Origin of the sequence: Pseudomonas mandelii, assembly GCF_024138395.1 — a bacterium.
Classification (GTDB): domain Bacteria; phylum Pseudomonadota; class Gammaproteobacteria; order Pseudomonadales; family Pseudomonadaceae; genus Aquipseudomonas; species Aquipseudomonas mandelii_E.
Map to the genome: position 1 here is coordinate 106,347 of NZ_JAMYDU010000016.1, position 19,221 is coordinate 125,567.

The following is a 19,221-nucleotide window of genomic DNA, read 5'->3' on the forward strand; positions in this document are numbered from 1 at the left end:
TTTATGGCGGTTTTCGCGTCTTGGCCGACGACACATTACTGGTCAAGATGTCTCTGAGCAGTAGACGAAACGATTCAACAGGGAGTGAATACATGGAACATGCACCTTGCATCAGCCAGATCGCCACATTGCTGGCTGACCCAAAGCGCAGCGCAATGATGTGGGCCTTGATGGACGGCTCGGCGCGGCAAACCGAAGAGCTGGCGCTGCTGGCCGGCCTGTCGCCGTCTTCGGCCAGTGCGCATTTAGGGCGTTTGTCCGCCGGAGGTCTGTTGAAAGTCGAAACCCGTGGCCGCAAACGGTTTTTCCGGCTTGCCGCGCCCGAAGTCGGCGCCGCGATAGAGGCCCTGGCCAGCGCGACCCTGGCCAGCGCGCCTAGGGACATTCCAGAGGTTTTCAAACGCACGAGCCCTATCGCCAAACCTCAGGCGGCGCCTTCGTCATTGCTGCGAGCCAGGCTCTGTGAGGACCATCTGGGCGGCACCCTGGCCGCCGACCTCTACCAGCGTCTGCTGGATGCGGGCTGGATCGAGCAATTCGATCAGCGCGTCATGATCACTCACAAGGGCGCCACACAATTGGCGACGCATGGTGTGTTCATCCAGGCGCTGGCTCATCGCAACAGCAGAGTCGCCTGCGCTTGCCCGGACTGGAGCGAAAGACGTCCGCACATGGGCGGTTCATTGGGCGCGGCGTTGTTGCAGCTGTTCATGCAATCGGGCTGGTTGAGCCTGCCCAACGATTCGCGAGCGTTGCAGATCACCCCTGCGGGGCAACGGGAAATCCATCGCTTCGCCAAGGAAACCGAGCTGGAAATGGCGCTTTAGACCATTGAGGAGCGACGTCCGGGATTTGTTTCAGGCGTCGTTCAGAGCTGTGGCCAGGTCGCATCCAGCAATAACCCCCAGCCGCTATCGCGCACACTCGATCCGGGGATTATCAGGATTGGGGGAATGTGGCATGGACACACGAAGCTTCAGCGCGGCCGAACGACTGGAACGGCTGCCCATCAGCGGTTATCACCGCATCATTTTCATCATCATTGCCCTGGCGTTTTTCTTCGACTCCATGGACTTGGCGATGATGACCTTTCTGCTCGGCTCGATCAAAACCGAGTTTGGCCTGAGTACGGCGCAGGCCGGGTTGCTGGCCAGTTCGAGTTTCTTCGGCATGGTTCTGGGCGCATCGCTGTCCGGCATGCTGGCCGACCGCTTCGGACGCAAACCGGTGTTCCAGTGGAGCATTGTGTTGTGGGGCATCGCCAGCTACCTGTGCTCCACGGCGCAGAATGTGGAAACGCTGACGCTGTTCCGAGTCTTGTTGGGGATCGGCATGGGCATGGAGTTTCCGATTGCCCAGTCGATGCTGTCCGAGCTGATTCCGGCCAAGAGACGTGGGCGTTATATCGCGTTGATGGATGGTTTTTGGCCACTCGGTTTCGTCGCGGCCGGGGTGCTGTCGTACTTCCTGTTGCCGGTGATTGGCTGGCGCGACATCTTTCTGGTGTTGGCGGTGCCGGCGGTGTTCGTCCTGGCGATTCGTTTTTTCATTCCCGAGTCACCGCGCTGGCTGGAGCAGGCCGGGCATCATGACGAGGCGGATAAGGTCTTGCTCGGTATTGAAGATCGGGTGCGGGCTTCTCTGGGCCATGTGCAGTTGCCTGAACCGATTCGTCTGCCTCGGGTGGCGAGTCAACCGGGCACTTTCTTCTCTGCGCTAGGGGAGATCTGGTCGCCGCAGTATCGCCAACGCACGATGATGATCTGGAGCGTGTGGTTCTTCGCCTTGCTGGGTTTTTATGGCCTGACGTCCTGGCTCAGCGCGTTGTTGCAACAATCGGGTTTCGCCGTGACCCAGTCGGTGTATTACACGGTGCTGATTTCCCTCGGCGGGATTCCCGGTTTTCTCATGGCTGCCTGGCTGGTGGAGCGTTGGGGGCGTAAACCGGTGTGCGTCGTGACGTTGCTCGGTGGCGGGGTCATGGCGTTTCTTTATGGCCAGAGTGCGGTGTTTGGCGGCAACGTCAGTCTGTTGATTACCTCGGGGCTGCTGATGCAGTTCTTTCTGTTCGGCATGTGGGCGGTGCTTTACACCTACACCCCTGAGTTGTACCCGACGTCGGCACGCGCCACGGGTTCGGGGTTCGCGTCAGCCATCGGCCGCGTGGGGTCGTTGCTCGGGCCGTTGGTGACCGGGCTGGTGTTCCCGATGACCGGGCAGGGCGGGGTGTTTGCGCTGGGGGCGATGTGCTTTGCGATTGCGGCGGGGGTGGTATGGATGTTCGGGATGGAGACCCGGGGCAAGACGTTGGAGGAGTTGAGTGAGCCGGTGATTGTCAATTAATCACCGCGTTATCGTTCTTCGCGGGCAAGCCTCGCTCCTACAAGTTCTGCATAGGTCGTGAGACTGACACTGGACCTGTAGGAGCGAGGCTTGCCCGCGAAGGCGGCCTTATGGTTTCACCAACCGCGCATCCAGGCTGTTCTGCGCCAAGCGCTTGGCCTGATCCTGGGTCATGCCCAGATCGGTGTACAGCGCATGGAAGTTCTCGGTGACGTACCCGCCGAAATAGGCCGGGTCATCAGAGTTCACCGTGACCTTCACACCGCGCTCGAGCATGTCGAGGATGTTGTGCTGGGACATGTGATCGAACACGCAGAGTTTGGTGTTCGACAACGGGCACACCGTCAGCGGGATCTGCTCGTCGATGATCCGCTGCATCAAGCGCTCGTCTTCGATGGCGCGCACGCCATGGTCGATACGCTGGATTTTCAGCAAGTCGAGGGCTTCCCAGATGTACTCGGGCGGGCCTTCTTCACCGGCATGCGCCACGGTCAGGAAGCCTTCGTTGCGCGCACGATCGAACACCCGCTGGAACTTGCTCGGCGGGTGCCCCATCTCCGAACTGTCCAGGCCCACGGCGACAAACGCATCGCGGAACGGCAGCGCCTGGTCGAGGGTTTTCTGTGCTTCGTCTTCACTCAGGTGACGCAGGAAGCTGAGGATCAAACCGCTGGTGATGCCCAGCTGCTGCTCGCCATCCTTCAGTGCGGCGGCGATGCCGTTGAGCACCACTTCGAACGGGATGCCACGGTCGGTGTGGGTTTGCGGGTCGAAGAACGGTTCGGTGTGAATCACGTTCTGCGCCTTGCAGCGCAACAGGTAGGCCCAGGTCAGGTCGTAGAAGTCCTGAGAGGTGCGCAACACATCGGCGCCCTGGTAATACAGGTCGAGAAACTCTTGCAGATTATTGAAGGCGTAAGCCTTGCGCAGGGTTTCTACGTCGCTCCACGGCAGGGCGATCTTGTTGCGTTCGGCCAGGGCGAACAGCAGCTCAGGCTCCAGCGAACCTTCCAGGTGCAAGTGCAATTCTGCCTTGGGCAGAGCGTTCAGCCAGTCGTACATTTTTGAAATCTCATCAGGTGCAATGAGGGCATTCTACAGATGCCCGCAGAAACAATTAGCAAAACCTGACCAGCCGGTTCATTACACGGCTTGCTGTTCCCGTCGATAGGCGTAGGTATCGGCAAAGCGCGACAGCAGGAACTCGGCGCAGGTGGTGGCCGGATACTTCGCCGGATGCCGTTCGTCCTGGCAACCGGGCAGGCATTCGATGGGCGTGTCGGGGTGCGGTTCGGCAAAGAACGGCATCGAGTACCGATCCACCCCCAGCGGGCTGATCACCCGATGCGGCGTCGACAGGTAACGGTCGTTGCTCCAGCGCGCCATCATGTCGCCGAGATTGACCACAAACGTGCCTTCGATCGGCGGTGCATCGATCCATTCGCCCTGCACGTTGCGCACTTGCAGGCCACCGGCGGCATCCTGATAGAGCAGGGTGATGCAGCCGTAATCGGTGTGAGCGCCGGCACCTTGCTGATCTTCAGTGCTGGCAGTGTGGCGCGGAGGGTAATGAATCATCCGCAGCACGCTGACCGGTTGTTCGAAACGGCTATCGAAGAAATCATGCTCGATGCCCAACGCCAGGGTCATGGCTCGCAGCAGGGTTTGGGCGAGCGCCTGCATGTCGACGTAGTGTTGCTCCATCAGCGATTCCCAACCGGGCATCGATGGATGACGGTTGGGGCCGCGCAAAGGTTTTTCCGCAATAACCTCGGGATGATCGGCCGGCAGGTGCAGGCCCATGTCGAAGGTTTCTTTCAGATCGCTGGGTTTGCTCGGGTCGAGTTGCTCGGTGGCGATGGCGCCATAGCCGCGATGGTGGCGGGTTTGAGTGATGTCGATCTTGAGTTTTTCGGCGGTAGGCAGGGCGAAGAAACGTTGGGCATGGTCGAGCACGGCGTCGATGCGCGACGGGGCGATCGGGTGGCCCTTGATATAGAAAAAGCCCCAGTCACGGCAGGCGCTGTCGATTTGAAGGGCGACCGATTGCCAGGCGTTTTGATCAGCGCTGTAGAGCGGGCTGATGTCGATGATCGGGAGGCTGTTCATGCGATTGTCCTGAAGAGTACGCAGATTGACAAAACACTGCAGAGCCCTGTGGGAGCGGGCTTGCCCGCGATAGCGAACTGACAGTCAACAATGATGCTGAATGTGATGGCCTCATCGCGGGCAAGCCCGCTCCCACAGGGTTTCGTGTCTGACTAAGTCACTTCGGTATCTCGGCCTTCATGCCTTCGACGTAGTAGTTCATCGACGCCAGTTGCGCATTCGTCGCGCTCACACCCACCGGGATTTTCTCCACGCCAGTCTGATCCTTGATCGGCCCGGTGAACGGATGCAGGGCACCACTCTTGATGTCGGCGATGATCTGTTCGGCTTCGGTTCTCACAGCAGCCGGCACCAGGTCGCTGATCGGCAGCTCAACCGTGCCTTCCTTCAGACCGCCCCAGTAATCCTGGGTTTTCCACGTGTGGTCGAGCACGCCCTGAGTCGCCTGAATGTAATGCGGCCCCCAGTCGTTGACGATAGACGTCAGCACCGCTTTCGGCCCGAAATGCGCCATGTCCGAGGCATAACCGACGGCATATACGCCGCGCCGTTCGGCCGCCTGGATCGGTGCCGGGCTGTCAGTGTGCTGGAACACCACGTCCACACCTTGGTCGATCAGCGCGTTGGCCGCGTCGGCTTCTTTGCCCGGGTCGAACCAGGAATTGACCCACACCACTTTGATTTCGGTGCCCGGGTTGTACTTGTTCAGGGCCAGTTGAATGGCGTTGATGTCGCGGATCACTTCCGGAATCGGGAATGAAGCGACGTAGCCGACTTTCTTGGTCTTGGTCATCTTCGCCGCGAGGAATCCGCCGACGTAGCGACCTTCATAAGTGCGCGCCAGATAAGTGCCGAGGTTCTTGTCCTGCTTGTAGCCAGTGGCGTGTTCGAAGGTCACTTTGGGAAATTGCTTGGCGACTTTCAGAGTCGGGTTCATGTAGCCGAAAGACGTGGTGAAGATCAGGTCATATTTGTCCTTGGCCATGTTGCGGATCACCCGCTCGGCGTCGGCGCCCTCGGCGACGTTCTCCACATAGTTGGTGGTGATCTGCTCGCCGAACTTTTCTGCCAGCGCCTTGCGTCCCTGTTCATGCTGATACGTCCAGCCGTGGTCACCGATCGGACCGATATAGACGAAGCCGACTTTCAGCGGGTCGGCAGCACTGGCGGTCAAGCTGGCGCTCAGACCGATGGCTGCGGCGACAGCACAAAGCAGCTGCTTCAACGGACGTTTATGCATGAATGGGAACTCCATTTTGTTGTGAGATGGAGGAGAGCAATGCAAATTGCTGACCAACAAGACAACAAATGGATTGAAATCGCGTAACGGCCATCGCGGGCAAGCCCGCTCCCACATGACCTGCGCAAACTCTGTAGGAGCGAGGCTTGCCCGCGAAGAGGCCCTGGCGACCACCACAGAACCATCCCGGTGCGCCTTCACCAATCCACGCCATCCACTGGTGCGGGAGCCTCACACAAAACTGTGGGGGTGGGCATGCTCGCGAAAGCGGTGTGTCATGCAATATTGATATCGATTGACACGCCGTCTTCGCGAGCAAGCCCGCTCCCACATTTGTTTGATGTATCAGGTTCCGGCGATCAACTGCCGAGCCGCCTGACTGTGATCGGCAATCAACGCTTTCAGGTCCAGCCCTTCAACCTGCCCGTCGATCACCCGCCATTTGCCACCGACCATCACTCGGTCCGCCCGATCCGCGCCGCACAGTAGCAGCGCCGACACCGGATCATGGCTGCCGGAGAAGCGCAGTTCATCCAGTTTGAACAGCGCCAGATCCGCCTGCTTGCCCACCGCCAGTTCACCGATATCGCTGCGCCCGAGCAAACTCGCCGAGCCTTTGGTCGCCCAGCCCAGTACCAACTCCGGCGTAATCTTTTCCGCGCCATAACGCAGCCGCTGGATGTACAGCGCCTGACGGGTTTCGAGGATCATGTTCGACGCATCGTTGGACGCCGAACCGTCCACGCCCAGACCCAGCAGCGCACCCGCAGCGGTCAGCTCCAGCGTCGGGCAAATGCCGGAGGCCAGGCGCATGTTCGAACTCGGGCAATGGCAAATACCCGTGCCGGCCGCACCGAGGCGGGCGATTTCATCGGGGTTGAAATGAATGCCGTGGGCCAGCCAGGTGCGCGGCCCGAGCCAGCCGACGCTGTCCAGATAATCCACGGTGCGCAGGCCAAAGCGTTGCAGGCAGAAATCTTCTTCGTCGAGGGTTTCCGCCAGGTGCGTGTGCAGGCGCACGTCGAGGGTGTTCGCCAGTTCGGCGCTGGCGGACATGATTTGCGGGGTCACCGAGAACGGTGAGCAGGGGGCCAGGGCGATTTGAATCTGCGCACCCTCGCCGCGCTCGTGGTACGTGGCAATCAAGCGTTGGCTGTCCTCGAGAATCACCTCGCCCTGCTGCACGGTTTGCTGCGGTGGCAGGCCGCCGTCTTTTTCACCAAGGCTCATGGAACCGCGAGTGAGCATGGCGCGCATGCCCAGTTCGCGAACACTCTCGACCTGCACGTCAATCGCGTTTTCCAGGCCTTCCGGAAACAGGTAATGGTGGTCGGCCGCGGTGGTGCAACCGGACAGCAGCAACTCGGCCAACGCGACTTTGGTGGCGAGGGCGAGTTTTTCAGGGGTGAGGCGAGCCCAGACCGGATAGAGGGTTTTCAACCATGGGAACAACGGCTGATTAACCACCGGCGCCCAGGCACGGGTCAGGGTTTGATAGAAGTGGTGATGGGTGTTGATCAGCCCCGGCAGGATCACGTGTTCGCGCGCATCGAAAACGTGGTCACAGGGCGCGGACGGTTGCTGGCCGGCGCTGAGCACTTCGACGATCAAACCGTCTTGCAGCACCAGACCGCCACGAGCATCGAGCGCGTTGGCCGTGAAAATGGCGAGGGGATTTTTTAACCAGGTACGGGTCGCAGGCATGGTGGCCGGCTCCTCTGAAAGTTGGGTTCAGGGTTGCCAGCTCAGTGTTGCCCTGTCTGCTGATCCAGGGTCGCCGCGGGGGCGAGGTACGGAGTTTCGAACAAAAAAGCTTCGCGAGCAAGCCTCACTCGTCCAGACGATGCCAAACCCTGTGGGAGCCGGGCTTGCCCGCGATGCAGGCTCCTCGGTCTTTCAGCGATACTGAGGTGATGCTATCGCAGCGGTGCGGCGATCCGACAAGACAGCTCCCACAGGGTGTGGTGGTGTTACCAGGAAATGGTCTCACCCCTGTAGTTCACAAAATGATGCCCGCCCTTGCCGGCATACGCGTTCACCTGATCGATCAACCCGCGCGTGCTGGTTTCCACATCAATGTCCGCGCCTTCACCGCCCATATCAGTCTTCACCCAACCCGGATGCAGCGACAGCACGGTGAGTTTCTGTTCGCCCAGCTGCGTGACGAAGCTGTTGGTCATGGAGTTCAGCGCCGCTTTGCTGGCCTTGTACAACGCCAGCTCCGGCGCGTCGGGCATGGTCACGCTGCCCAGCACCGAGCTCATGAACGCCAGCACACCGCTGTCTTCACGAATCTGCCCGACGAAACGCTGGGCCAGATTGATCGGCGCCACGGCGTTGGTGAAGAACAGCTGACCCACCTCTGCCAACGTCGCGCCGCCCGGCGTCTGGACCTCCGGGCCCTTGACCCCGGCATTCACGAACAACAGGTCGAACACCTCGCCCTTGAGTTGTTGGCTCAGGGCGATGACCGCTTGCTGATCGTCCATGTCGAGTTTTTCGACTCGCACCTTGCCCAACGCTTGCAAGGCTTCGGCGCTCTGCGGGTTGCGCACGGTGGCGGTGACTTGCCAACCGTCGGCCAGCAGGGTTTTCACCAGGCCGAGGCCCAAGCCTCGGGAGGCACCGATGATGAGTGCGTTTTTTGCCTTGGACATGAATGGCTTCCTTGATAGATGAAAATCACGGATTTAAAGGACAACTTTGACCGAGCCGATGTTGCAGTTCCTGACGCAAGACATCGAGTTCGGCGATGCGGGTTTCGATCAGGTTCAGTTTGTCTTGCAGCAGTTGGGTAACGGCATTGGCTGGGTCGGGCGCCTGCCACAGCGCGGCGACGCTGCTGCCGATCTCGCCGAGGGTAAAGCCCAGTCGCTGAGCGGTCTTGATGTACTGCACCAGTTGCACCATCTCCGCCGGGTAGTCGCGATAACCATTGGCGCTGCGTTGCGCGGCAATCAACCCGCGCTGCTCGTAAAAGCGCAACGTGTCGCGGCTGACGGCGCTGGCCTGGGCTAATTCACCGATGCGCATCTTGATGTCTCGAGAGGGCTTGACCCTGGAGCATACTCCAGGCTTTAGCCTTGTTGCTCCCTGAATTTATGGAGCAAGACGGATGTGGACTTCAACGCAATATCGTCAAGTGGTGCGTGGCAGCGCGTGGTACGACCTGATCGTGACCGCTGCTTTTGTAACGCCGTGGAGTTTTGCGGCGTTGCATGGCGTGTTGTTGAGCCTGAGTCAGACTTTTAATTTGCCTGGAGAACTACCGCCGTTCGAGCCGATGCACATGCTGATGGCGAATTTGTTGGGTTCGATTGTGTGCGTCTGGGCGGTGCTGCGGATTCGTGATCCGCAGCAGATGTTTGGGCGGTATGACGCGGTGGGGCGGTTTTTGTTTTCGGCTTGGCAGCTGTATGCCTTGCTCCATGGCGCCAGTTCATTGCTGGTTGTTTTCTTGGTCTTTGAATTGGCGTGGGGCGTTGTTCAGGTGATGCCTGTTCGGGCGCCTTCGCGGGCAAGCCTCGCTCCTACAGGGTTTGTGTAGTTCGCCGATGACGTGAACGACTCAAATCCGTAGGAGCGAGGCTTGCCCGCGAAGAGGCCCTGATGGCCGACCCTAATGCCCGGCCTGCCACGGCTGCCCCAACGAAACCGGCGCATACAACCGTGTGCGCACGGCATCCCGGGACAGCAGCACCAACACCACAATGGTCGCGACATACGGCAGCATCGCCAGCAGGCTAGACGGAATCGCCAGCCCCAACCCCTGCGCCACCAAATGCAGGATGCTGGCGAGCCCGAACAGATACGCCCCGAGCAGCAATCGCCACACCCGCCAACTGGCAAACACCACCAGCGCCAGGGCAATCCAGCCACGACCGGCACTCATGTTTTCCGCCCACATCGGCGTGTAAGCCAGGGACAGATAAGCCCCGGCCAACCCCGCCATTGCCCCGCCGAACAGTACCGCCAGCGTACGCACGCGCAACACCGGCAAGCCCATGGCACTGGCGGCGTCCGGGTTTTCGCCGACTGCCTGAATAATCAACCCGATGCGACTTTTCAGAATCACCCAGGCCACTAACGTGAACAGCGCGAACGACAGATATACCAGCAAGTCCTGGGCAAACAGCATCCGCCCGATCAGCGGAATTTCACTCAACAACGGAATCGCCACTGGCTCAAAACCCGCCAACGGTTTGCCGACCCACGCTGCGCCGACAAAGGTCGACAGGCCCACGCCGAAGATCGTCAACGCCAACCCGGTCGCCACCTGATTGGCGTTGAACACCAGTGCCACCAAGGCGAACAGCGACGACAACAGCATTCCGGCGAGCATCGCCAGTAACACGCCGAGCCAGAGGTTGCCGCTGTTCAGCGCGACGATGAAACCGATCACCGCCCCAAACAGCATCATGCCTTCCTGGCCCAGATTGAGGACGCCGCTCTTCTCGCAGATCAGCTCGCCCAGCGCCACCAGCAGCAACGGCGTACCGCAACGGACCATGGCATAGAAAATATTGCTCAGCAGATCGATATCCATCACAAGGCTCCTGCGTGTACGGCGGTGGTCGAAGTGCGTCGTACCCAGCGCAGATTCAAACGCGGTCGGTAGAGAATCAGCACGTCACTGGCCAGCAGGAAAAACAGCATCATCCCCTGGAACAATTGAGTGATCGCTTGCGGCAGGTTCATGCTCATCTGCGCGCTCTCGCCACCGATGTACAGCAGCGCCATCAACAGACTGGAAAACAGAATGCCGATGGGATTCAGTCGCCCGAGAAACGCCACGGTGATCGCCGCATAGCCGTAACCCGGCGAGACCTGCGGCACCAATTGACCGATCGGCCCGGTGACTTCACACACGCCGGCCAGCCCCGCCAAACCGCCGCTGATCAACAGCGCCAGCCAGATCAGCCGCTTCTCGCGAAAGCCGACGAAACCGGCGGCGCGCTTGTCCAGACCGAGCACTTTGATCTGGAAGCCGACAAAGCTTTTCTGCAGCAATACCCACACCGCCACCAGCGCGAGCAAGGCGAAATAGACCCCGGCGTGAACCCGGCCGTCCTCGATCAACAGCGGCAGTCGACTGGCATCGCCGAACATCGCCGACTCTGGAAAGTTGAACCCCGCCGGGTCCTTCAGCGGCCCGTGGACGCAGAACAGCAGCAGGTTCAGGGCGATGTAATTGAGCATGATGCTGGTGAGGATTTCATTGGCGTTGAAGCGCGTGCGCAACCACGCCGTCAGCCCGGCCCATGCGGCGCCGGCCAAGGTGCCGGTGAGCAGGATCAACGCCAATGCCCAGCGGCTTTGCAAGCCAATGATGTTCACCGCCAACGCACTGCCGGCGAGAGCGCCGAGCAGCAACTGACCTTCGGCGCCGATGTTCCAGATCCGTGCCTGATACGCGACTGCCAGACCCAATGCGCAGAGCAGAATCGGCAACGCTTTGACCAACAATTCAGAGACGCCGTACACGTCGCTGATCGGTGCAATCAGCAACGTGTGCAAGGTCAGCAACGGATCGTGGCCCAGCGCGATAAACAGCAATGAGCCACAGCCCAGCGTCAACACGGCCGCCAGCAAGGGCGAGCACCACAACATCAGACGCGATTGCTGGCCACGGGGTTCGAGAGAAAGCAGCATGTGAAACTCCGTTAAAGCGCGGGTGATTGAGTGGCGTCGAACTGGCCGGCCATCCAGCCGCCGACGTCGCTCAGATGGGTGTCAACGGTGGCCCGCAAGGGGGACAGCTGACCGCCGCACAGGGCGCCGAGGCGATCGCTGATCTGGAACAATTCGTCGAGGTCTTCGGAGATCACCAGAATCGCCGCGCCAGCATCGCGCAAGGCAATCAACGCTCGGTGAATGGTCGCGGCCGCGCCGACGTCCACGCCCCAGGTCGGGTGCGCGGCTACCAGTAATTTAGGCTGCTGCAGAATTTCCCGGCCGAGAATGAATTTTTGCAAATTGCCGCCTGAAAGACTGCGAGCCGGTGCGTGGACGTTGGGTGTCTTGACCCCGAAGCGGTGGATGATTTCTTCGGCCAGTACTTCGACCTTACCGCGCTGGATCAGCCCGTTGCTAACCAGTCCCTGTTGAAAGGCGGTAAGCAGCGCGTTATCTGCCAGGCTCAGCTCCGGCACCGCGCCATGGCCCAGACGCTCGGCGGGAACGAATGCCAGGCCAAGTTTGCGTCGTGCATCCGGCCGCAAATGGGCCACTGGTTGGCCGCCGAAACTGATCCTCGCGCTGTCATCGCGGGGCAAGCGTTCTTCGCCACTGAGCAAGGCCAGCAACTCATCCTGACCATTGCCGGCCACCCCGGCGACACCCACGATTTCGCCGCTGCGCACCTTCAGGTCAATGGTCTTCAGCGAGCAGCCGAACGGGGCCGGGTTGTGCCAGGACAATCCCGTCACACTCAAAAACGTATCAGCGCCCATGACCTTTGGATAGTCGGTGATCAGCTCGGCGGCTTCACCGACCATTAACTGCGCCAGTTGCCGATCCGAGCACTCCGCTGGCACGCAATGCCCGGCCACCCGACCGCCGCGCAACACCGTGGCGCTATGGCACAACACGCGTACTTCGCCGAGCTTGTGGCTGATAAACAGAATGCTGCAACCCTCGGCCGCCAGTCGACGCAAAGTGACAAACAATTCGTCGGCCTCTTGCGGCGTCAGTACCGAAGTCGGTTCATCGAGAATCAACAGGCGGATGTCTTGCATCAGGCAGCGAATGATTTCCACCCGCTGACGCTCGCCGATGGACAGGCTGTGGACAAGTCGCTCCGGTTCCAGCGCCATGCCGTAGCGTTGAGATACTTCGCGGATTTTCGGCTCGAGCTGCTTCGGTGTTCCGGCCGCAGCGCCCATTGCCAGCGCGATGTTCTGCGCCACGCTCAGGGTTTCGAACAGCGAGAAATGCTGGAACACCATGCCAATCCCGAGGCCGCGAGCCTGGGCCGGGTTGCGCATGGTCACGCGCTGCCCCTGCCAGATCATCTCCCCTGAGTCGGCATTAGTGACGCCGTAGATGATCTTCATCAAGGTACTTTTGCCCGCACCGTTTTCGCCGAGCAGAGCGTGGATTTCACCGGGCGCAATACTTAAGTCGATGGCATCGTTGGCCAGGCAACCGGGATAACGTTTGCTGATTCTGTGCAATTGCAGGCGAGGTATTTGATCGGGGATCGGCACGGGGTTGGACATGACAGGCTCGGTCGACAGAAGTTATGCTTGGGGATAAAGCAATTTCCTGGCCATTGAGTCAGGAAATCGGCAAAGCCTTGCTGGCATAGGCGTCGTGGACGGTGCCTCGTCATATTCCAATTCCGAATCAGGCACCACTTAAGGGCACACTTTTTGATCAGGCTCCGGTTTTGCGCGCGGGGAATTGATCAAAAAACAAGCAGTAGGCTGCAAGCTATGTCGGACATGGGGATGCGCCACCCATGAACGGGTTATCCACAGGTTGTTCCACAGTATTTGTGCGCAAGCCGACCGGAGAGGCATAAGCGCTGAGGGGCTTTCTTCTAAAGGCGATAAACCGCTCTAACTAATTGTTTTTACGTGGAATAAGCGTCATCATTGGCAAGTTGGACGAAAAATGAGCAAAGTCCTCAAAGCCGCATGACAGAAGGGTTACAACGGAATGTGCTCAGGTTATCCACAGCCGGGTGCACAGTAGATGTGGGCAAGTGTCGAGAGCAAAGGAAAGTGGGGTGCCCCAAAAGATTGCACCTCCGGCGGCTCCCATGGGATTGCATTTCTTACGGATTTACACGGTCGGCGTAGGCACTGCCGAAGGCTCGGGCCGCGTTCGGACGATCTTTTGATCTTTCTTTATCGCTGCAACAAAATCCGCCCGCGACTTAAATCCGCCAACTGCGTTTGCAGGGTATCTATCTGCCCCGCGCCGATCGCCAATTGCAGTTCCACGCCATTGGCCGTGAAGGTTTCTTCCACAACCAAACCACCCAGTTCCGCTACCCGAAGCTTCACCAGCGCCAACTCGCCAAATGCACAGGCACAACTGACCGGCACCCGACTGATCAGTTCGACCTTCGGCGCCCCTTGCAGGCATTTGTTGGCACCGCCGCCATAGGCCCGGGCGAGGCCGCCGGTGCCCAGTTGAATGCCGCCATACCAGCGGATCACCAGCACCGCGACCTGATCGCAATCTTGCGCTTCGATCGCTGCCAGAATCGGCCGGCCTGCCGTGCCGCCGGGTTCGCCATCATCGCTGCTGCGATATTGATCGCCGAGTTTCCAGGCCCAGCAATTGTGCGAGGCGTTCAAATCACTGTGCTGCTCGATGAACGCTTGAGCATCAGATGCGCTAGTGATCGGTGCGGCGAGGGCGATGAAGCGGCTTTTGCGAATCTCTTCGCGGTATTCGCAAAAGCCGCTGAGGGTAAAAGGCATAGGTATCTTAGATAGCAGGTGTCAGGCCGCAGCCTTTGAGAATGATGCGGATCAGGTTGTTGCCGGCGTCTTCCATGTCTTGCTTGGTCAGCTTGGTGCGCCCGGTGACACGGCAGATCTGTGTGGCAAAATCGGCGTAATGCTGGGTGCTGCCCCACAACAGGAAGATCAGGTGCACCGGGTCGACCGGGTCCATTTTGCCGGCGTCGATCCACGCCTGAAACACTGCGGCCCGGCCCTGAAACCAGATGCGATAGTCCTGGTTGAAATGCGCGCTCAGGCATTCGCCGCCGCTGATGACCTCCATGGCGAAGACCCGCGAAGCCTGCGGCTGGCGTCGGGAGAATTCCATTTTTGCGCGGATGTATCGGGTCAATGCTTCTGCCGGATCATCCTCGACGGTCAGGGTATTGAAGGTGCTGTCCCACAATTCAAGGATGTTACTCAGCACCGCCACGTACAAACCGAGTTTGTTGGTGAAGTAGTAATGCAGATTCGCTTTGGGTAATCCGGCATTCTGCGCGATGGTGTTCATGCTGGTGCCTTTGAACCCGTGACGGGCGAACTCGTCTTCGGCGGCTTTGATGATGGTCTCTTCGTTCTTCTGACGAATGCGGCTGGCGGGTTTGCCGCCGTGGGCTGGGACTTCAAAGGTCATAGGCACTTCCGAACAGGTAAATGGGTGCAACCAGATGCGTTGATAGCGCACCCGCAGGCCTCAGACAAGTCCTGTTGCGATAAAACCTTGAGCACCGCGATCCCACAGGGATTTTCTTATTCAGCGCGTCGCCGCCAGACTCTCTAGAAAACTTTCCAGCACCAAGTGGGGACGACGACCCTTGCGGGTGACCGATGCGAGGCTCAGGTCATAAAAACGCGCCTTGGGTTTCAGCGCACGCAATCGGCCCTGCTGCACCCAGAGGCTGGCGTAATGATCCGGCAGATAACCGATGTAGCGCCCGGTCAGAATCAGAAAGGCCATGCCTTCGCGATCCGATGCACTGGCGGTACAGTTGAGCGCCTGATAATGGGCCTGAATCTCGGCGGGTAAACGGAAGGTCGGAGCGATGGCGTCCTGGCTATTGAGACGCTCATTGTCCAGTTGTTTATCGTCGACGTAGAACAACGGATGGCCGACCGCGCAATACAGCAGCGAGCGTTCGCTGTAGAGCGGCTGATATTCCAGGCCCGATAGCGCGCTGGCTTGTGGCACCACACCGACGTGCAAGCGACCGTCGAGCACGCCTTGTTCGACTTCATTGGGCGCGATCATGCGGATCTGGATTTGTACGTCGGGGCCACGCTCCTTCAACTGCGCCAAGGCGTGAGTAATGCGCATGTGGGGCAGGGTGACCAGGTTGTCGGTCAGGCCAATGGTCAATTCACCGCGCAAGTGTTGGTGGAGGCCGTTGACCTCGGTGCGGAAACTTTCCAGCGCACTTAATAGCTGCAGCGCTGATTGATAGACCTCGCGGCCTTCTTCGGTCAGGGAAAAACCGGCGCGACCGCGCTGGCACAGGCGCAGGCCGAGGCGTTGCTCCAGATCGCTCATCTGCTGGCTGATCGCCGAACGACCGATCCCCAGCACCGATTCTGCCGCGGAGAAGCCGCCGCATTCCACGACGCTGCGAAAAATCCGCAACAGGCGGATATCAAAGTCACTGACTTGCGCCAGCGGATCGGGACGGCGGCTGCTCATGCTTTGTTACTCAAAGTTTAATAGCGGGCTGACTGAAGGTTAGAAAAGTTGAATTTCACCGACTTTATCTCCGTGGCAATTTAGCTGCAAGAACGCTTTTCATCTCCACGCCGCTATTGCCCTGCGAGGTTTTGCCCATGAACGTGCCTGAAAACGCCCCGACTTCCCTGGCCAGCCAGCTCAAGCTCGATGCTCACTGGATGCCCTACACCGCGAACCGCAATTTCCAGCGCGACCCGCGACTGATCGTGGCTGCCGAAGGCAGTTGGCTGACAGACGACAAGGGCCGCAAGGTCTACGATTCGCTCTCGGGTCTGTGGACCTGCGGTGCCGGGCACACCCGCAAGGAAATCCAGGAAGCGGTGGCCAAGCAATTGGGCACCCTCGATTACTCGCCGGGCTTCCAGTACGGTCACCCGCTGTCGTTCCAGTTGGCCGAAAAAATCACCGACCTGACCCCGGGCAATCTGAATCACGTGTTCTTCACCGACTCGGGTTCCGAGTGTGCAGACACAGCGGTGAAAATGGTGCGTGCTTACTGGCGCCTGAAAGGCCAGGCCACCAAAACCAAAATGATCGGTCGCGCTCGTGGTTATCACGGTGTGAACATCGCCGGCACCAGCCTCGGCGGTGTGAACGGCAACCGCAAACTGTTCGGTCAGGCAATGATGGACGTCGATCACCTGCCGCACACTTTGCTGGCGAGTAATGCGTTTTCCCGTGGGATGCCGGAGCAAGGTGGTATCGCCCTGGCCGATGAACTGCTCAAGCTGATCGAGTTGCACGATGCCTCGAACATTGCTGCGGTATTCGTCGAGCCAATGGCCGGTTCCGCTGGTGTATTGGTTCCGCCGCAGGGTTATCTCAAACGTCTGCGCGAAATCTGCGATCAGCACAACATCCTGCTGGTGTTCGACGAAGTGATCACCGGTTTCGGCCGTACCGGTTCGATGTTCGGTGCCGACAGCTTCGGCGTGACTCCTGACCTGATGTGCATTGCCAAGCAAGTCACCAATGGCGCGATCCCGATGGGCGCAGTGATTGCCAGCTCCGAGATCTACCAGACCTTCATGAACCAGGCGACGCCTGAGTACGCGGTGGAATTCCCGCACGGCTACACCTATTCCGCCCACCCGGTGGCTTGCGCTGCGGGCCTGGCGGCACTCGATCTGCTGCAAAAGGAAAACCTGGTGCAAAGCGTGGCGGAAGTGGCGCCGCATTTCGAAAATGCACTGCACGGTTTGAAAGGCAGCAAGAACGTGATCGACATTCGTAACTACGGGTTGGCCGGTGCCATCCAGATTGCGCCTCGCGACGGCGATGCCATCGTGCGTCCGTTCGAAGCCGGCATGGCCTTGTGGAAAGCCGGGTTCTACGTGCGCTTCGGCGGCGACACCTTGCAGTTCGGCCCAACCTTCAACAGCAAACCGCAAGACCTTGATCGTCTGTTCGACGCGGTCGGCGAAGTGCTGAACAAGATCGACTGATCTTCCTCTCTATATATAAAGGCGTCCTTTGAAGGACGCCTGTGGACAACTTTTCAGGAGCCCTGCATGAGCCTTATCCCGCATTTGATCAATGGCGAACTGGTGACCGAAGAAGGTCGTACGGCCGACGTGTTCAACCCGTCCACCGGTCAGGTGATCCACAAGCTGCCACTGGCCAGCCGTGAAACCATTCAAAAAGCCATCGATTCGGCCAAAGCTGCGTTCCCGGCCTGGCGTAACACTCCGCCGGCCAAGCGTGCTCAGGTGATGTTCCGCTTCAAACAATTGCTGGAACAGAATGAAGCCCGCATCGCCCAACTGATCAGCGAAGAACACGGCAAGACCCTGGAAGATGCGGCTGGTGAATTGAAGCGCGGGATCGAGAACGTCGAATTCGCCTGCGCGGCACCGGAAATTCTCAAGGGTGAGTACAGCCGTAACGTCGGGCCGAACATTGATGCCTGGTCGGACTTCCAGCCATTGGGCGTGGTGGCCGGTATTACTCCGTTCAACTTCCCGGCCATGGTGCCGCTGTGGATGTATCCACTGGCAATCGTCTGCGGCAACTGTTTTATTTTGAAGCCCTCCGAACGCGATCCAAGTTCGACGCTGCTGATTGCTCAGTTGCTGTTGGAAGCCGGCCTGCCGAAAGGTGTGCTGAGTGTGGTGCATGGCGACAAGGCTGCGGTGGATGCCTTGATTGAAGCGCCGGAAGTCAAAGCGCTGAGCTTTGTCGGTTCGACACCGATTGCCGAATACATTTACGCCGAAGGCACCAAGCGCGGCAAACGTGTCCAGGCGTTGGGCGGGGCGAAGAACCATGCGGTATTGATGCCGGATGCGGATCTGGATAATGCGGTCAGCGCACTGATGGGCGCGGCGTACGGTTCGTGCGGTGAGCGCTGCATGGCAATCTCGGTGGCCGTGTGCGTCGGTGATCAGGTGGCGGATGCGTTGGTGGCCAAACTGGTACCGCAGGTCAAAGCGTTGAAAATCGGTGCCGGTACGACCTGCGGCCTGGATATGGGGCCGCTGGTTTCCGGTCAGGCTCGCGATAAAGTCAGTGGCTATATAGAAGACGGCGTTTCAGCGGGTGCGACCTTGGTGGTGGATGGTCGTGGTCTGAGCGTGGCCGGTCATGAGGAAGGATTCTTCCTGGGTGGTTGCCTGTTCGATAACGTCACACCAGAGATGCGCATCTATAAAGAAGAAATCTTCGGGCCGGTGCTGTGCGTCGTTCGGGTCAACAGCCTGGAAGAGGCGATGCAACTGATCAACGATCACGAGTATGGCAACGGCACCTGCATCTTCACGCGTGATGGGGAAGCGGCGCGGTTGTTCTGCGATGAGATTGAAGTGGGCATGGTCGGCGTCAACGTGCCATTGCCGGTGCCAGTGGCTTATCACAGCTTTGGCGGCTGGAAGCGTTCGCTGTTCGGCGATCTGCATGCTTATGGTCCGGATGGCGTGCGTTTCTACACTCGTCGCAAGGCGATTACCCAGCGCTGGCCGCAACGAGCGAGCCATGAAGCTTCGCAATTCGCATTCCCTAGCTTGTAAGTTTTGTAAGTAGAAGGGCAGAAGGCCGACCTCTTGAGGTCGGCCTTCGTGTTTTCGGGCTTTTTGGGTCTATATGACAGAAATGTGAAAATTGGTGTTGACGGCAGATTCTGAAAGCCTATAATTCGCCCCACTTCCAGTGCAGTCGAAACGGAAAACTCCTTGGTAAACAAAGAGTTACGCAGTTTTCGGCAGCGGTTACGCTTCAGTTCATCGAAGCCAGAAGGAGTTGGTAAGGCACTGTGTTTTCGCCTTATTGACGGTTCGATCATCTCGGTCGAAAGCGGAGAAAAAGAGGTGTTGACAGCAGCGAGTAACGCTGTAGAATTCGCCTCCCGCTAACGAGAG

The 19,221-nt window shown here is 59.2% G+C and carries 17 protein-coding genes; 5 read left to right on the forward strand and 12 right to left on the reverse strand.

The window, feature by feature from the left end:
• Nucleotides 1–92 precede the first annotated feature (92 nt).
• Both NHU87_RS20880 and NHU87_RS20885 read left to right on the forward strand, forming a co-directional pair.
• Entirely contained in the window at nucleotides 93–827 is a 735-nt protein-coding gene (locus NHU87_RS20880) for an ArsR/SmtB family transcription factor (RefSeq protein WP_253552175.1), read from the forward strand.
• 133 nt (nucleotides 828–960) lie between these two features.
• Nucleotides 961–2,343 (forward strand): MFS transporter, encoded by a 1,383-nt coding sequence (locus NHU87_RS20885; protein WP_253552177.1) that lies wholly within the window; start codon nucleotides 961–963, stop codon nucleotides 2,341–2,343.
• Nucleotides 2,344–2,451: 108 nt separating this feature from the next.
• On the opposite strand, the gene NHU87_RS20890 is transcribed toward NHU87_RS20885, so the two are convergent.
• The 6 genes from NHU87_RS20890 to NHU87_RS20915 all read right to left on the reverse strand — a co-directional run bounded on the left by NHU87_RS20890 (nucleotide 2,452) and on the right by NHU87_RS20915 (nucleotide 8,725).
• Complete coding sequence (locus NHU87_RS20890; protein ID WP_038978824.1) at nucleotides 2,452–3,405, reverse strand: adenosine deaminase; 954 nt, start codon at nucleotides 3,403–3,405, stop codon at nucleotides 2,452–2,454.
• Between the two features lie 81 nt (nucleotides 3,406–3,486).
• Nucleotides 3,487–4,452, reverse strand: a complete 966-nt coding sequence (locus NHU87_RS20895; RefSeq protein WP_253552179.1) for a 2-oxoglutarate and iron-dependent oxygenase domain-containing protein — start codon at nucleotides 4,450–4,452, stop codon at nucleotides 3,487–3,489.
• Nucleotides 4,453–4,609: 157 nt separating this feature from the next.
• Entirely contained in the window at nucleotides 4,610–5,692 is a 1,083-nt protein-coding gene (locus NHU87_RS20900; protein ID WP_253552181.1) for a BMP family ABC transporter substrate-binding protein, read from the reverse strand.
• Between the two features lie 345 nt (nucleotides 5,693–6,037).
• Nucleotides 6,038–7,396 carry an 8-oxoguanine deaminase gene (locus NHU87_RS20905; protein WP_253552183.1) on the reverse strand — a complete coding sequence of 453 codons (1,359 nt, stop codon included), beginning with the start codon at nucleotides 7,394–7,396 and terminating at the stop codon, nucleotides 6,038–6,040.
• 266 nt (nucleotides 7,397–7,662) lie between these two features.
• Complete coding sequence (locus NHU87_RS20910) at nucleotides 7,663–8,349, reverse strand: SDR family oxidoreductase (protein WP_253552185.1); 687 nt, start codon at nucleotides 8,347–8,349, stop codon at nucleotides 7,663–7,665.
• Between the two features lie 25 nt (nucleotides 8,350–8,374).
• Nucleotides 8,375–8,725: a MerR family transcriptional regulator gene (locus tag NHU87_RS20915; RefSeq protein ID WP_253552187.1), complete on the reverse strand. Its 351-nt coding sequence runs from the start codon at nucleotides 8,723–8,725 to the stop codon at nucleotides 8,375–8,377.
• Between the two features lie 82 nt (nucleotides 8,726–8,807).
• On the opposite strand from NHU87_RS20915, the gene NHU87_RS20920 reads away from it, so the two are divergent.
• Nucleotides 8,808–9,239, forward strand: coding sequence for a hypothetical protein (locus NHU87_RS20920; protein WP_253552189.1), 432 nt, complete (start codon nucleotides 8,808–8,810; stop codon nucleotides 9,237–9,239).
• A gap of 72 nt (nucleotides 9,240–9,311) precedes the next feature.
• Here NHU87_RS20920 and NHU87_RS20925 read toward each other — a convergent pair whose 3' ends face one another.
• From NHU87_RS20925 to NHU87_RS20950, 6 genes are all read right to left on the reverse strand, one after another.
• Nucleotides 9,312–10,238, reverse strand: coding sequence for an ABC transporter permease (locus tag NHU87_RS20925; protein ID WP_095053007.1), 927 nt, complete (start codon nucleotides 10,236–10,238; stop codon nucleotides 9,312–9,314).
• Nucleotides 10,238–11,344, reverse strand: coding sequence for an ABC transporter permease (locus NHU87_RS20930; protein WP_253552191.1), 1,107 nt, complete (start codon nucleotides 11,342–11,344; stop codon nucleotides 10,238–10,240). Before NHU87_RS20930 ends, NHU87_RS20925 begins: the two co-directional genes overlap by 1 nt.
• 11 nt (nucleotides 11,345–11,355) lie before the next feature.
• Nucleotides 11,356–12,912 (reverse strand): ABC transporter ATP-binding protein, encoded by a 1,557-nt coding sequence (locus NHU87_RS20935; protein WP_253552193.1) that lies wholly within the window; start codon nucleotides 12,910–12,912, stop codon nucleotides 11,356–11,358.
• 633 nt (nucleotides 12,913–13,545) lie between these two features.
• On the reverse strand, nucleotides 13,546–14,127 hold the full coding sequence (locus tag NHU87_RS20940; RefSeq protein ID WP_253552195.1) for an IMPACT family protein: 582 nt from the start codon (nucleotides 14,125–14,127) through the stop codon (nucleotides 13,546–13,548).
• Nucleotides 14,128–14,134: 7 nt separating this feature from the next.
• On the reverse strand, nucleotides 14,135–14,785 hold the full coding sequence (locus tag NHU87_RS20945; protein WP_038978834.1) for a TetR/AcrR family transcriptional regulator: 651 nt from the start codon (nucleotides 14,783–14,785) through the stop codon (nucleotides 14,135–14,137).
• 120 nt (nucleotides 14,786–14,905) lie between these two features.
• Nucleotides 14,906–15,826: a LysR family transcriptional regulator gene (locus NHU87_RS20950; protein ID WP_253552196.1), complete on the reverse strand. Its 921-nt coding sequence runs from the start codon at nucleotides 15,824–15,826 to the stop codon at nucleotides 14,906–14,908.
• A gap of 137 nt (nucleotides 15,827–15,963) precedes the next feature.
• Here NHU87_RS20950 and NHU87_RS20955 point away from each other — a divergent pair, with 137 nt between their 5' ends.
• Both NHU87_RS20955 and NHU87_RS20960 read left to right on the forward strand, forming a co-directional pair.
• A complete protein-coding gene (locus NHU87_RS20955) occupies nucleotides 15,964–17,313 on the forward strand; it encodes an aspartate aminotransferase family protein (RefSeq protein WP_030128382.1) in 1,350 nt (449 codons plus the stop codon).
• Between the two features lie 66 nt (nucleotides 17,314–17,379).
• Complete coding sequence (locus tag NHU87_RS20960; RefSeq protein WP_253552198.1) at nucleotides 17,380–18,873, forward strand: CoA-acylating methylmalonate-semialdehyde dehydrogenase; 1,494 nt, start codon at nucleotides 17,380–17,382, stop codon at nucleotides 18,871–18,873.
• Nucleotides 18,874–19,221: the final 348 nt, after the last annotated feature.